This is a genomic window from Sphingobacterium sp. 18053, from assembly GCF_902706145.1.
Taxonomy (GTDB): Bacteria; Bacteroidota; Bacteroidia; order Sphingobacteriales; family Sphingobacteriaceae; genus Sphingobacterium; species Sphingobacterium paramultivorum.
Genome location: NZ_CACSJW010000003.1, coordinates 351,091 through 366,576, shown reverse-complemented (window position 1 = coordinate 366,576; position 15,486 = coordinate 351,091). Strand labels below are relative to the sequence as shown.

Sequence of the window (15,486 nt, the reverse complement as noted above, 5' to 3'; positions counted from 1 at the left end):
GTAGGATTAAAATGTAATGTTTGCACCTAGATTAAACCGCTTTACCGTAGGGTAGGCGCCCTGTGATGCCCAGCCCGTACCGGCATAATTGGATTCACGGTCGTCTGGCATTTTGGACCAGAAAACTAAGTTGTTGCCATTTAGAAAAATGCGAAGGTTTTGAAGCCCAAGTCGTTTGATTACGCTGGATTCTCGATTAAAATTGTAGGCAATTTCGGCTGTTTTCAATCGAATGTAGGAACCATCAAACATATACCGGCTACCGGGTGTATAAGTACTCGACTGTGATAACCAGCGTGGTAGTGGTACGTCTGCGTTGACATTGTCCTTTGACCAATAGGAACCTTCGTCATAAGCGAGGTTAAGTTGGCCCGAGAAGCTGTTGAAAACAACTTGCCGGGTGACATTATTTACGGCATACCACTGGGTCATGACACTGAAATTCTTCCAATCAAATCCAATGGTATAATTATAAGTGTTCTGTGGAACTGAAGGAAAGGCGTAGGGAATATTGTCCTTAGCATCGATAATACCATCCCCGTTATAATCCAGTATATGATAATTGCCGGGTAGTTTCGCTAGGTCATTGCTTTCGTGCGCGGTACTCGAATAAAGTTCGTCCCAAGTATTGTAATATCCGGAGCTAACATAAGAATAGGTTTGACTCACTTGTTTGTTATCCGGTTTCTGATATTCGGGCAGCAACTCGGGTGCATCGGCATTGATAACTTTATCCTTGGCATAGGTAAAATTGATATCAGCCCATATTCTCCAGTCGGTATTGAGCTGTCTGTTAAATTTCAGTTCTACTTCAAACCCTTTATTCTGTACCTTACCTAGGTTGGCTGTAGGTGCCTCCATCCCAAAGTAGGAAGGAATGGCTCGGTTGGCGCCGCTAATCAGAACATCTGTCCGCCGGTCTCTAAAAAAGTCGACTTTACCGGTTATCTGGCTATTGAACAGACCGAAGTCGAGGCCGATATTAAATTTGTTAACTTTTTCCCAGCGGATATTTGGATTGCCAAGCGCACTTTCCTTGTACCAGATATAAGGACTGGTATTGCCGTCGGAGTAGGAGTAGCGGCCTTCAACCCCCATGCCAGCGGTGCCCCCATATGCCCATTGGGTTAGGTACAGAAATTGACGGCCGCCACTATCGTCACCGATGTCACCATAGGACGCACGTAACTTGAGCATATTGAGAAACGAGATAGGCCTCATAAACTCTTCTTCAGTAACTAGCCAGCCTATCCCACCGGAATTGAAAAAGGCAAATCTATTGTCAGGACCGAATTTTTCTGATCCCGTATAGGCTCCATTGTACTCGAGCATATATTTATTTTTGTAGTTGTAGGTGGTGCGGAATACCCAGTCTTCGCGATAGGAGGGAATCATACTCCCTGTTCCGGTCTGATTGCGGTTGAATAAACCCATGGCAGTGATGTTGTGATTCTTAGCGATGGTCGTTGCGTAATTTAACTGCAATTGATAAAATAATCTTCGATAGGTAGACCAGTCTCTGACCTGTCCGGCACCGGTTGTCCAGTTTATGCCCTCGACGAAGTCAAATCTATTTGTACCATCGAAAGCGATCTGATAGGTTGGCAATCCCGTATTGGGATCGATCCATTTACTTTGTGTACTGTTGTTGGCATCATTGATACCGCGGCCGCCCTCGACAAACGTGTTGTCCAGTGAGATTGTCCCACGAACGTTAAGCCCCTTCGTTAAAAACTTAAGATCTTGTTCGAGCGTAAAATCTGTTGTAATACGACTTGTGGTGATGTATTCGGTTCCGCTTAGTGCCAGCACACGGGCAGAGTTTATTCCGGCTTGTGTGTTTAAGGCATAGTAACCCCAAGTACCGTCTGAATAGCGTGGATAAATAACATCTGGAGCTACCGTATAGGCAGCGATCCAATAGGAATAATCGTTGCCGCCGCCCCATGGACTTTTTTTGACACCGCGAGACCCTGCCAGGTTGGTTGAAAATTTGGTTGTGGGAGTAAGCTGGAAGTCTAAATTGGACCGTACATTCAGACGGTTAAAACCATAGCCTGCTTTATAACCGCGAGCATTTTCGAACTGGCGGAACATATCGCCTTCGTAAAGAAAATCCGCATTGGCAAAATATTTGACAAAGGGTGTACCACCAGCAATATTGACGCTGCTATTTTGTGAAAAAGCGTGGCTTTTAAATAATTCCTTTGCCCAGTCGGTATTCACATAACGTTCGCGTTCCGTCTGGTCAGCGGGAAAACGGTATTTATTGATGACGTCTTGTGGAAGATAGTTGGCCCAACTGGAAGGAGAAATGCCTAACTCATATTCGATAACCTTGTTGCGTAGCATCAAAGCATCGTACGAATCCATTTTTCCCGGAAGTTGGGAAACGGTTTTTACAATGTTGTTGACGGTACCGCGTATCAGCATTTGCCCTTCTTTACCCCGCTTGGTGGTGATTAAAATAACGCCATTGGCCCCTCTAACACCATAGACAGCAGTTGCAGAGGCGTCTTTGAGGACGGAAACAGTTTCGATGGAACTGATATCAACGGCAGATAGTGGTCGTTCCACTCCGTCCACCATGACTAAAGGGTCGGTATTATTCCAGGTACTGCGCCCCCGGATCACAATACGAGGATCTTCCTCGCCGGGCATACCTGTACTGGCCGTGGTAATAACCCCGGGCACGTTACCGGTCAATGCGGCTCCTACACTGGAAACACCCCCTGCGCGTTCGAGGATTTTACCCGAAGTTTGCGCAATGGCACCTACAACGGTTTCTTTTTTCTGACGACCATAACCGACGACAACGGTTTCCTCGATCTCGATAGACTTATCGCTCAGTTGTACTTCTACCGTGTTCTTATTGTGGATATCCACTTCGAGTTGGCCATATCCTAGCTTGGAGATAGTCAACAAATTATTATCTGTAGGGACTTGGATCGTGAAAGCTCCATTTTCATCGGTAGCCGTGGCTAGCGAGGTGCCTTTTACCCTGATGGATGCACCGCTCACTTTTTTATGGTTACTATCGACGACAATGCCCCTTATCTGCCTTTTGGCCTGAGCATAGAGTGTTGCCTGTCCCACATAAAGCAGGAACAGCAGTAAAGTGAATGGCTTAGCTATACCCCATAGCTTTTTCCAATGCCTTACTCGTGTGATTGTACATGTAATCATCATCGCATTTGTGGATTGATAAATAGGTTGAAGAATTCTTGGTTAAATTTTCTCTAATTGGCTAGATACGTTTGTATCGGTGTTCCCTTTGTTCATTTTGATAAAAAATCTAAGGGACAGTCATGGATCATCAGGTACTGTCATATGCTGTATAATAATTGGTTAAATTTTTTATAACTATATAGCAACCGGTTGCATTGTTTGCATATAGTTTTCCCTATATTGGAAATGCCTTTCAAAGCAGTTTATAATTGTATACCAAAGCTAGCCATTGGAAAATTTGGTGGATAGCAAGAATGTTTAAATGAAGGATAAGAATGTCAAAAAATACCGCTTACATGGGTCAAATGATTGTAGAGACTAGTTTAGTAGGGATTAATTTGATAATTTAGTTGACAGTTCAATACAGATTTTTTTGTATTGAAGATTACATACCTAAATATATGATACGAACTTTAGTGGTATTCACCTGGATGATGCTGACGTTTTTTTCTTATGGACAAAGCCAGCCTGTAACTTTTCAACGCTATTCTTCAAAGGATGGACTTTCTTCCAATACAATCTATAGTATCTACCGCGATAGTTATGGTTTTCTTTGGTTAGGAACAGAGGATGGGCTTAATCGCTTCGACGGACGTCATTACAATGTCTACCGCTATGATGCCAACAAAGAGAATAGTTTAATGGCAAACCATATTTCGGCCTTATGTGAAGACAGGAAGGGAAGAATATGGATAGGTACAAATGGAGGGGGATTAAGTTATTATGATCGGGAAGCAGACCGGATCAGGTCGTACAATCTTACCCCAGATGGTAAATGGCTCAGTACCGCAATTAATGCAATTGATAAGGATGCAAGTGGAAATATCTGGATCGCTTCATATGGTGCTTTGTATATTTTGGACGTCAATGATCTACAAAAGAGAATGGATCCAACTTATCGACGTATTGTAGAAGCTTTTGCCGGTAAAGTAACGGGCAGTGTTTTTCGTGACCGAAAGAACAACATGTGGGTGTCATCAGAGAATGGCATATTCCGCATATCGGCAGACCTAAAGACCATAAAACGTTTTGAAGTTCTTTCGGAAAAGGAAGGATATGGAAATGGAATTGAAATTAGTTCCATTGTTGAAGATGATCAGGGCCGTATCTGGGTCGGATCTATGCTTGGCCTTAAATATTTGAATCCGGGCGATTCGCAGTTCAATAAATTTAGCGCAGGAGAAGGGAAAGGAGCTTTAAGCAGTCCCCGCATTTACACCTTATGTTACAATCAAAAGCAGGACTTATGGATCGGAACGGACAATGGTCTGGATGTGCTTAATACCAGGGATTTAACAGTTCGGACCTTTAAGCCGGATCCAAGTAATGTTCATAGTCTTTCTCATAAATCGATACGGTCTATTTTTGTCGATAATAGCGGAATTTACTGGATAGGTACCTTTCAGGGAGGGCTAAATAAATTCGATACCAATTTAAGCCAATTTAGATTAAAAAGTTTAGATTTTTTGGAGGGTATGACCGGTGACCCAGCTATAGTAACTTCTTTCGCGGCTTATCAGAATAAGATTTTTTTGGGCGTTGATGGTGGTGGTATCTGGAAATATGACCGATTGACAGATAAACTGTCGTCTGTTGAACTTTCGGCCAACTTACCTAAAGATCTAACGGTGTTGACTTTGGAAAGAAAACACGATCAGCTTTGGATCGGTACCTACCAGCAAGGGGTTATCTGTTATGATCTGCTTAATGGAAATCTAAAAAGATATACTGTTGGTAACAGGGAAGATAATTTGAATAATAACGATATTTTTTGTTTAAAAGTAGACTTTCGGGGGAATACCTGGGTTGGGACAAATGGCGGCGGCGTGAACATCATTCAAAAAGGAAGCGCTATCGTCAAAAAATACAAGAGGGAAGAGCACTCAAACGATGGAATAGAGCTACCTGGAAATTTTATACGTGCGCTAGCGGAAGATCAGGCACATAATATGTGGATTGGAACTTACGGCTCGGGCCTGGTGATGTATGACCCTTTGAAACAACAGACTACACTGTATGACAAAGCAAAAAATAAGCTCCCAAGCAATTATATATTAGCCGTGCATACGGATAAAAATGGAAATTTATGGGTTGGAACAAATGGCAATGGAGTAGGTTTGCTGCGAAAAGGGAAAACACTATTTGAGACACTTTCTGAGAAAGATGGATTAGTAAATGGTGCTATTCAGAGTATTATCGAGGACGATAAAGGGAGGATCTGGTTTTCAACAAACAAAGGATTGAGTTGTTATTCTCCGGTGCAAAATAAGTTCAAAAACTATTCTAATGCTGTGGGATTGCAAGAAGGTGCTTTTATGCTCGGTGCGTCACTAAAAACGGACGATGGAGAAATTTATTTTGGTGGGCAGAAAGGGTTTAACCATTTTTATCCGGCTCATTTAAAAACAAATGGCAATCCTGCGAAGGTCGCACTGACGGATTTAAAAATTGACAATGTGATCGCTCAGCCCACGGAGAAGGGGCCAATACAGCAGTCGCTGTTGACTGCCGATCGCATCAACCTGAAATACAAACAAAATTTTTCAATTTCTTTTGCCGCGCTAAATCTAACTGTACCTGAGGATAACCAATACGAGTACCGACTTGTCGGCTTTGACAAAAATTGGATTCGAAATGGAAAGGAAAATAGTGCCTATTATACAAATTTGGATCCGGGAGATTATGTTTTTGAGGTTCGCGCAAGCAACAACGACGGTATTTGGAACAAGGAAATCAAATCGATTGCGATACATGTTGCTCCACCGTTTTGGCGCACCATTTATGCTTATCTATTTTATGTGCTAGCAGTATTGGGGGGGCTGCTGTGGATCAGACATCGCGGGATTCAAAAGTTAAAACAAAAATTTGCGATTGAACAAGAGCGTATCCAGGCGAGGCAGCTCATTGAACAGCAAAAGAGAGATGCCGAGACAAAGCATCAAATAGATGCAATGAAAATCCGATTCTTAACAAATTTAAGTCATGAATTCCGAACCCCAATCTCTTTGATCACAGGGCCCGTGGATGCTTTGATTGCCAAAAATAAAGATAGCAAACTGGGCGATCAACTAAATTTGGTAAGCCGTAACGCGCGGCGGCTTTTAAATTTGGTCAACCAATTACTGGATTTTCGTAAAATGGAATACCATGAATTGAAAGTGCAGGATGAAGATGGTGAATTGGTATCTTTTGTACAGGAAGTATACCGTTCATTTCAGGATATGGCGCTGCAAAAAGGTATCGATTATTCTTTTTTTCCATGCCAGGAAAAATTGTATTGTCGTTTTGACCGAAATAAGGTTGAGCGCATTCTATTTAATTTAATCTATAACGCTTTTAAATTTACCAAAAAGGGTGGGGATATCGCTGTAAGTATATCATCTATAAGCCTTGTCGACAAGAAACTGCATGTTTCCCTTGAAGTGCGCGATACTGGTATCGGAATTCCCGAGCAACTGCAACAATCGATATTTGAGAGTTTTTTTCAGCATGATACTGAGGGCAAGGTGGCAAGTCAGGGTTCAGGTATTGGACTGTCAATTGCACAGTCATTTGTTCAGATGTACCATGGCGAGATTTCGGTTAACAGTCAACCCGACAGCGGAAGTACCTTTAAATTTGATCTATGGCTGGATCAAGCTGAGTCGGTATATGAGGGAGGGGTTGAACCAGAGGTAGTTACGGAGATACAACCTGTGGAGCTTAGACAGTGCCCGCTTGTGTTGGTTATTGAAGATGATGAAGATTTTAGATATTACCTCAGCGAGTCTTTAAAGGAGTATTATCAGATTATCGAGGCTACTAATGGAAAGGATGGCTGGCAAAAAGCACTTTTTCATCACCCTGACCTTGTGGTGAGCGATGTTCAGATGCCATATATGAATGGTATGGAATTTTCACAGAAGCTGGCGCAGGATAAACGGACAAAACATATTCCTGTTGTACTGCTGACGGCCTCACAGGTCGATAATGGTCTTGTTTGCGGGCTTGAATCGGGTGCGGTGGGATATCTGACCAAACCTTTTGATATGGATGTACTGGTAGCGAAGGTTAACAGTTTGCTTCAGCTGAACCAGGCGTTCAGGGAAGTCTATAGTAAACAGGTGTCTATTTTAGCGCCCGAAATGACGATCAGGTCCGAAAAAGATAAATTTTTACAAAAAGTACTCAATTATGTACACGATAATATCGATAATCCGCAGTTATCGGTCGAAGCGCTAAGTGCCCACACCTCGATGAGCCGAGCCTCCCTTTACAATAAGCTGCTGGAACTGACGGGCATGTCTCCCGTAGATTTTATACGCTCTGTGAAACTAGAAAAGGCGGCAGGTTTGCTGGAAAAAAGCGATAAGTCTATTTCTGAAATTGCTTATGAGACGGGATTTGCCAATCCAAACTATTTTACAAAAGTCTTTAAAGCAAAATATCAAATGACGCCAAGTGAATATATCCAATCGCATAAAAATACATCCGTGCACTAAGCATAATATTGTTGTTTAAAAGGTCGTTTTAGGTCAGTTTTTTAGGAGGGTAATCTGTTTTAAACATTTTTACCCTTCTTTTTTTTATTTGTTGCAATCCTATCTGGTTGAAAGCTATAGTTTTGTCTTATAACCAATCGCTGGAGATCTAGCGAATTCAAAACTAATCAACTAAAAAAAATGAAATTTTTTATCGATACGGCAAGTCTCAGTGAGATTCGTATGGCTCAAAATTTAGGTGTCCTAGATGGTGTAACGACCAATCCTTCGCTGGTGGCCAAAGAGGGTATTACAGGAACAGCTCCTGTACATGCGCACTACAAAGCTATCTGTGATATTGTAGACGGTGATGTAAGTGCTGAAGTGATTTCAACTGATTTTAACGCGATGATTGAGGAAGGTTTGCTTTTAGCGGCCTTAGACAATAAGATTGTTGTTAAGGTTCCAATGACTGAAGACGGCATTAAAGCAATTAAATATTTTAGTACAAAACAAATTAAAACCAATTGCACCCTGGTCTTTTCTGCCGGGCAAGCACTCTTGGCCGCCAAAGCCGGAGCAACCTATGTATCTCCTTTTGTCGGTAGGCTCGATGATATCTCTGTCGATGGACTGGCCCTGATTCGCGAAATTCGGACGATCTACGATAATTATGCTTTCCCTACCCAGATTCTTGCGGCTTCGGTACGTCATAGTGCGCATATCTTGGGTTGTGCCAAAATTGGTGCGGATGTGATGACTGGACCTTTGCAGGCGATATTTTCCCTCTTAAAACACCCGTTGACGGACAGTGGCCTTGCTCAATTTTTAGCTGATCATAAACGCGTTGCCGCACAAAGTAACAATTGAGATGGTCATGACAAGACATAGTATCCATAATTTAGAAGCGATTGTTAAGCAAGTCCGAAGGGATATACTCCGCATGGTGCATGGTTGCCAGTCGGGGCATCCGGGAGGATCGTTGGGCTGCACCGAATTGTTGGTCTGCTTATACTTTGAATTGATGCAGCGAAACGATCAGTTTGATTTGAATGGCCTCGGGGAAGACCTGTTTTTCCTTTCCAATGGTCATATCTCTCCGGTATTTTATAGTGTGTTGGCGCGAGCAGGTTATTTTCCAATCGATGAACTTGCCACCTTCAGAAAACTCAATTCAAGACTGCAGGGACATCCGACTACGCATGAAGGACTGCCAGGTATCCGTGTCGCTTCGGGATCCTTGGGGCAAGGTCTTTCTGTCGCTATTGGTGCTGCTCAAGCCAAAAAACTAAATCAAGATAACCGCATGGTTTATGTGCTTATGGGCGATGGCGAATTGCAGGAAGGGCAGGTATGGGAAGCGGCCATGTATGCAGCTCACAACGAAATGGACAATTTGATTGCTATTGTAGATTACAATGGTGCGCAGATTGATGGGGCTACCAACGATGTCCTTTCGCTGGGCGACCTACCCCGCAAATGGATGGTATTCGGCTGGAAGGTTATAGAGGTTATGCGCGGTAATGACATTGGTTCTGTGATTTCAGGACTACGAAAGGCCCAAGCTTCGACCGGAACTAAAATGCCTGTAATGGTGTTGCTACATACCGAAATGGGAAATGGGGTTGATTTTATGATGGGCTCACATAAATGGCATGGCATAGCACCCAGTGATGAACAACTAGCTATGGCCTTAAACCAGAATGCAGAAACATTGGGTGATTATATCGCCTAATCGTAGGACGATTTTGAAATAGATTAACATGAAAAAATATACATATACAGAATCAAAAGACACACGTTCTGGATTTGGTGCCGGTTTGCTGGAAGCAGGAAAGGAAGATGAAAATGTGGTTGCACTCTGTGCAGACCTGATCGGTTCGCTCAAAATGAACGATTTCATCAAGGCCTTTCCGGAACGTTTTTTTCAGATCGGCATTGCCGAAGCAAATATGATGGGTATTGCAGCTGGACTTACCATCGGTGGAAAAATACCTTTTACTGGTACATTTGCCAATTTTTCAACGGGTCGGGTATACGATCAGATTCGTCAATCTATTGCCTATTCGGATAAAAATGTGAAAATAGCGGCTTCGCATGCCGGCCTTACGTTGGGTGAAGATGGGGCGACCCATCAGATATTGGAAGATATTGGATTGATGAAAATGCTTCCAGGGATGACGGTTATCAATCCTTGCGATTATAATCAGACGAAGGCTGCAACGCTAGCTGCTGCCAAACACAAGGGGCCAGTCTACCTGCGGTTTGGACGACCCGTGGTGCCGGTTTTCACCCCGGAAGATCAGGAATTTGTGATCGGCGAAGCCCTGATGCTCAATCCGGGTACAACTGTGACTATTTTGGCAACTGGACATCTCGTCTGGGAAGCCATATGTGCCGGGGAAGAATTGGAAACATTAGGTATTGATGCCGAAATCATTAATATCCATACCATCAAGCCACTAGATGAGAAAGCCGTACTGACTTCTGTCGCTAAAACGGGCTGTGTTGTTACAGCCGAAGAGCATAATCGTATCGGTGGACTAGGAGATAGTGTAGCGCAACTGTTGGCAAAAAAAATGCCTACTCCGCAGGAATATGTGGCTGTAAACGACAGCTTCGGTGAATCGGGACCGCCAAGTGCGCTGATGGATAAATATGGCTTAAACGCCGATGCTATTGTAGCTGCGGTATTAAGAGTACTCAAAAGGAAAGTGGTGATTTAGTTGAAATTGGGCTGTTGTCCCGTCATGGGTGATAGCCTCGCTATCTATTTGCTATTAAACCAATTATAATATGAAAAAGATGATCTGCACCATGTTGTGCGTTTTTTCCGCCAGCCTAGTGGCCCAGGCGCAGCAGACTGCCCCACAGGGATTTGATGTTGAGCGAAAATTGACATCAACTGGGAAAATAGATTCCCTTGTTTATCCTTCAAAAACTGTAGGAGTTAAGAGGAAAGCACTGCTATATACCCCGCCGGGATACAGTGCCGCAAAAAAATATCCCGTATTATATCTCTTGCACGGAATTGGCGGTGATGAACGGGAATGGTTCAGACATGGAAATCCTCAGGTTATTTTTGATAACCTGTATGCAGAAGGAAAAATGGAACCTATGTTGGTGATTATGCCCAATGGCCGCGCCATGGAAGATGACCGTGCTGGTGGAAATGTGATGGCACCGGATCGGGTAGCGGCGTTTTCAACTTTTGAAAAAGATCTGCTCGATGACCTGATTCCATTTGTTGAAAAGCAGTTTCCCGTTATCAAGGATCGCGAGCACCGCGCGATTTTTGGATTGTCTATGGGCGGTGGACAGGCCCTGAATTTTGGACTTGGCCATATCGATACTTTTGCCTGGGTGGGCGGCTTTTCCTCCGCGCCCAATACCAAGATGCCACAGGAATTACTGCCTGTTCCGAAAGAAGCTAAAGATAAATTAAAACTGCTGTGGATCTCCTGTGGTGACCAGGATGGTTTGCTCAATATAAGTAAGCGCACACATGAGTACCTTTCGGAACATGGGGTGCCTCATATTTACTATCTGGAGTCGGGCGGGCATGATTTCAATGTATGGAGAAATGATCTCTATAATGTTTCGCAATTGCTATTTAAGGATAAGAAATAAAGGCCTTACTAATTTGATAATAGCAATAAACAATTCGAAGGTTTGCCTTGGCCGTTCTTAAAATGAGTTTGTTAGCTCTGGGAATTAATTCCGAAACTGCAAAAAATACTATCAAGAAAAATGATTGAAAAATTTATTTGGAAGTACATAAGCCTATTCATTGCGATCTTGTCACTGCATACTACAGTGTTGTTTGCCCAAAAGCGATCGGCATTGACCCTATGGTATGATCGGCCTGCAGACGAAAAGGTATGGGAACAAGCTTTACCGCTTGGAAATGGTCGGTTGGGCGCGATGGTTTATGGAATTCCATCTTGTGAGCGTATGCAGCTTAATGAGGAAACAATTTGGGCGGGAGGTCCTTATCGCAACGATAATAAGAAAGGCGGCGCGGCATTAAAAACTATTCAGAATTATATATTCGATGGGAAACCAGCTGAAGCCGATAAGCTTGCAAATGAAACCTTCTTCACTAAGACACATGGCATGCCCTATCAAACGGCAGGAAATATTCTGCTGCGATTCCCTGGGCATGAACGGTACCGGCACTATTATCGCGAACTGGATATTGAACGGGCAGTTGCGTTGTCGCGTTATACAGTAGATGGGGTAACATTTACCAGAGAAGTTTTTACTTCGTTTGCTGATGATGCCATTGTTATGAAAATAAAGTCGAGCAAGAAGGGGAAACTCAATTTCACATTAACTTATGAGAATGAGTCGAAGCATACTATTTACAAAACCGGTGATAAGCTTATTTTAGAAGGACGAGGATCCGATCACGAGGGTATTAAAGGGCAGGTTGTTTATCAGATTCATACGGGAGTAAAGCATACCGATGGACAGCTTGTCGTGAAAGAGGAATCGATTGATATAAAAGATGCAAGTTCCGTTTGTCTTTATATTTCAATTGCGAGTAATTTTCAAAATTATAAACAACTGGGAGCTGATCCCTATAAGCTGGCTGCAGAAAGATTGGAAAAGGCCATGGACAAAGACTATCAGCAGGCTTCACACCAGCATACCCTTGCTTACAGCAGACAGTTTAATCGATTCCAGCTGCATTTGGGGGATGCCAATAGCGAACAACAGTTGCCGCTGTCCGCGCGTATTGCAGACTTTGCCCGTACACAGGATCCGGCCTTAGTGACCTTGTTGGCTCAATTTGGGCGCTATTTGCTCATCTGCTCATCACAAGAGGGTGGCCAGCCTGCTAATCTACAAGGAATCTGGAACCGATCCATGCAACCAGCATGGGACAGTAAATATACAATCAATATAAATACCGAAATGAACTACTGGCCTGCTGAGGTCACCAACCTTTCCAGTACGCTTCAGCCGTTATTTTCCATGATCAAAGAACTCAGTGAACGTGGTGAAGAAACCGCGAAGACATTGTACCATGCGCGTGGCTGGGTGGCCCATCATAATACCGATATCTGGCGCGTGACGAGTCCGATTGATTTTGCGGCTGCCGGAATGTGGCCAAGTGGGGGGCTGTGGTTGTCCCAACATCTTTGGGAGCATTATCTTTTTACGGGAGATAAAGAGTTTTTGAGGCAACTTTACCCGGTTATGAAGGGAGCTTGCGACTTTCTTTTGTCTGCGCTTGTCGTGCATCGCGGTTATCCAGCTGAAAAATGGCTCGTCCTGAGTCCCTCAATTTCGCCCGAGCAAGGGCCACTTGCGGCAGGCGTGACCATGGATAATCAACTATGCTACGACATGCTTACCCGTACCGCTTTGGCGGCAGAAGCGCTGGATGTTGATGCAATGTATAGGGATACATTGCTGGCAACGGCACGGCGGATTCCACCAATGCATATCGGTCGATTTAATCAGTTACAAGAATGGCTGGAAGATGTGGATGATCCTCAAAATCGACACCGGCATGTATCCCATTTATACGGATTGTTTCCAGGTAGTCAAATTTCACCGTTCCGCACGCCTAAATTGTTTGAGGCTGCACGTAATTCATTGATATATCGAGGTGATTTTGCGACGGGATGGTCAATTGGATGGAAAATAAATTTATGGGCCCGTTTATTGGATGGAAACCATGCCTACGAAATTATAAAGAAAATGCTGAGCATTTCCGATGAAAACCATCCCGATGGACGTACCTATCCAAATCTTTTTACGGCACATCCTCCATTTCAGATTGACGGTAATTTTGGCTTAACAGCGGGTATTGCGGAGATGCTGGTCCAAAGCCACGATGGCGCTGTGCATCTGCTGCCAGCGATTCCCGATCAATGGAAAGAGGGTTGGGTAAAGGGTATCAAGGCGCGCGGTGGATTTGAAATTGAAATGCAATGGAAAAAAGGGAAGATAAAGGAGGCAATGGTCTTTTCACCTTTAGGCGGTAATTTGCGGCTACGGACAGCTTCGCCATTGAAAGGATCTGAACTTCAAATCGCAAGAGGCGATCAGACTAATACCCTTTTAGCTCCTGTAATAACACCAGTAAGTATTCAATCTGCAGATTCACAGCTGAAAGGAATTGAATTACCAAGCTATTATGAATACGATGTACAAACCTTGCCTGGAAAACATTATACATTTAAGGCTTACTAAATTAATGCGACTAATAAATCCTGTCAATATGTTAAGAATGAAAATCGGCGCTTTTGTCTTCTCCTTAATGATCCCGTTTTTGGGAGCATTGGCGCAGCAAGCCCATAATCCAATCATCTTTGCTGACGTGCCCGATATGTCCATGATACGCGTCGGTGATACCTATTATATGAGCAGTACGACCATGCACATGAACCCCGGTGTCCCGATTATGAAGTCCAAAGACCTGGTCAATTGGACGTTGATTAATTATGCGTACGATCGTCTTGGCGATCAGGATGAACTCAATCTGTCAAACCATAAAAATGCGTATGGGCACGGCTCCTGGGCAAGCAGTTTGCGCTTTCATGAGGGGCGGTACTATGTCAGTACATTTTCGGCCAATACAGGAAAAACGCATGTCTACCACACAGCAGATATTGAACATGGCCCCTGGGTTTCGAAAGAATTTCAGCCGATGATGCACGATCATAGCTTATTCTTTGACGGGGGGAAAATATATATGATCTGGGGTGGGGGACGTATCTATATTGCTGAATTATTGCCTGATTTTTCAGGTGTTAAAGCAGGAACACAACGCGTATTGATAGACGATGCCTCTTTACCCGCCAAGCCTAAAGAAGGCAAAGCCGGTTTACCTGCTGAAGGATCCCAAATGTTTAAGATCAATGGTATGTATTATCTTTTTAATATTTCATGGCCAGCGGGAGGAATGCGCACGGTGATTGTACATCGGGCGAGCCAATTGGAAGGTTCGTATGAGGGGAAAGTGGTTTTGCAGGATCAGGGTGTGGCACAGGGAGGTCTGATTGATATGCCCAACGGAAAATGGTATGCTTATCTTTTTCAGGATTATGGTGCTGTAGGCCGAATTCCATTTTTGGTTCCTGTCAAATGGGAAGATGGATGGCCAGTGCTTGGTATTGACGGAAAAGTCCCGGCCACATTGGATCTTCCCGCAAATAAAAGCTTAAGCCCCGGAATTGTTGACTCGGATGATTTTGACCGGGAAGCCGGACAAGCCGCCCTTCCCCTGGCATGGCAATGGAACCATAACCCAGTTGTTGATCTTTGGTCAGTGACCGAACGCAGTGGCTTTTTGAGACTGCGAACCGGCGACCTTACTGATGACTTTCTTTCAGCTAAAAATACATTGACGCAACGCACCATCGGCCCGAGCTGCAGCGCCGCTATTGCTATAGAGGTTTCTAACATGAAAGATGGTGATTTTGCGGGAATATCGCTATTGCAAAAAAACTATGGTTTAGTAGGAGTCCGGATGGAAGGAAATACAAAATCGTTGGTAATGATTAATGCGATGACGGGGGCGCCACAAGAACTGGCGAAGATCAATCTCAAACAGCAGCGTATATTTCTTAAAGCAAACTGCGATTTTTCAAACAAAAAAGATACGGCCCAATTTTTTTATAGCACCGATGGACACCATTGGAAGATGATAGGTAACGTGCTAAAAATGAGTTACACCATTCCTCATTTTATGGGGTATCGGTTCGGACTTTTTAACTATGCAAGTAAAGAGGCTAGTGGCTACGTAGATTTTGATTACTTCCATTTAACCATAAATTAAGAT

The 15,486-nt window shown here is 43.6% G+C and carries 8 protein-coding genes; 7 read left to right on the top strand and 1 reads right to left on the bottom strand.

All coding sequences use genetic code 11. The features are described from left to right. Positions 1 to 6: 6 nt before the first annotated feature. Positions 7 to 3,189 carry a SusC/RagA family TonB-linked outer membrane protein gene (locus GVK91_RS08440; RefSeq protein WP_227550196.1) on the bottom strand — a complete coding sequence of 1,061 codons (3,183 nt, stop codon included), beginning with the start codon at positions 3,187 to 3,189 and terminating at the stop codon, positions 7 to 9. 440 nt (positions 3,190 to 3,629) lie between these two features. On the opposite strand from GVK91_RS08440, the gene GVK91_RS08435 reads away from it, so the two are divergent. The 7 genes from GVK91_RS08435 to GVK91_RS08405 all read left to right on the top strand — a co-directional run bounded on the left by GVK91_RS08435 (position 3,630) and on the right by GVK91_RS08405 (position 15,483). Next, positions 3,630 to 7,709, top strand: a complete 4,080-nt coding sequence (locus GVK91_RS08435) for a hybrid sensor histidine kinase/response regulator transcription factor (RefSeq protein WP_159727886.1) — start codon at positions 3,630 to 3,632, stop codon at positions 7,707 to 7,709. A gap of 180 nt (positions 7,710 to 7,889) precedes the next feature. Next, positions 7,890 to 8,558: a fructose-6-phosphate aldolase gene (fsa, locus tag GVK91_RS08430; RefSeq protein WP_153846238.1), complete on the top strand. Its 669-nt coding sequence runs from the start codon at positions 7,890 to 7,892 to the stop codon at positions 8,556 to 8,558. 7 nt (positions 8,559 to 8,565) lie between these two features. Beyond that, a complete protein-coding gene (locus tag GVK91_RS08425) occupies positions 8,566 to 9,423 on the top strand; it encodes a transketolase (RefSeq protein ID WP_200845569.1) in 858 nt (285 codons plus the stop codon). Between the two features lie 28 nt (positions 9,424 to 9,451). Beyond that, entirely contained in the window at positions 9,452 to 10,414 is a 963-nt protein-coding gene (locus GVK91_RS08420) for a transketolase family protein (RefSeq protein ID WP_153846236.1), read from the top strand. Positions 10,415 to 10,484: 70 nt separating this feature from the next. Continuing rightward, complete coding sequence (locus GVK91_RS08415) at positions 10,485 to 11,318, top strand: esterase family protein (protein WP_153846235.1); 834 nt, start codon at positions 10,485 to 10,487, stop codon at positions 11,316 to 11,318. Between the two features lie 120 nt (positions 11,319 to 11,438). Continuing rightward, positions 11,439 to 13,895, top strand: coding sequence for a glycoside hydrolase N-terminal domain-containing protein (locus GVK91_RS08410; RefSeq protein WP_159727884.1), 2,457 nt, complete (start codon positions 11,439 to 11,441; stop codon positions 13,893 to 13,895). A gap of 28 nt (positions 13,896 to 13,923) precedes the next feature. Further along, a complete protein-coding gene (locus GVK91_RS08405) occupies positions 13,924 to 15,483 on the top strand; it encodes a glycoside hydrolase 43 family protein (RefSeq protein WP_235032819.1) in 1,560 nt (519 codons plus the stop codon). The last annotated feature ends 3 nt before the right edge of the window (positions 15,484 to 15,486 follow it).

Coding starts and splice junctions, on each gene's coding strand:
- GVK91_RS08440 (WP_227550196.1), bottom strand. CDS start 3,189: ATGATGATTACATGTACAATCACACGAGTAAGGCATTGGAAAAAGCTA.
- GVK91_RS08435 (WP_159727886.1), top strand. CDS start 3,630: ATGATACGAACTTTAGTGGTATTCACCTGGATGATGCTGACGTTTTTT.
- fsa (WP_153846238.1), top strand. CDS start 7,890: ATGAAATTTTTTATCGATACGGCAAGTCTCAGTGAGATTCGTATGGCT.
- GVK91_RS08425 (WP_200845569.1), top strand. CDS start 8,566: ATGACAAGACATAGTATCCATAATTTAGAAGCGATTGTTAAGCAAGTC.
- GVK91_RS08420 (WP_153846236.1), top strand. CDS start 9,452: ATGAAAAAATATACATATACAGAATCAAAAGACACACGTTCTGGATTT.
- GVK91_RS08415 (WP_153846235.1), top strand. CDS start 10,485: ATGAAAAAGATGATCTGCACCATGTTGTGCGTTTTTTCCGCCAGCCTA.
- GVK91_RS08410 (WP_159727884.1), top strand. CDS start 11,439: ATGATTGAAAAATTTATTTGGAAGTACATAAGCCTATTCATTGCGATC.
- GVK91_RS08405 (WP_235032819.1), top strand. CDS start 13,924: ATGTTAAGAATGAAAATCGGCGCTTTTGTCTTCTCCTTAATGATCCCG.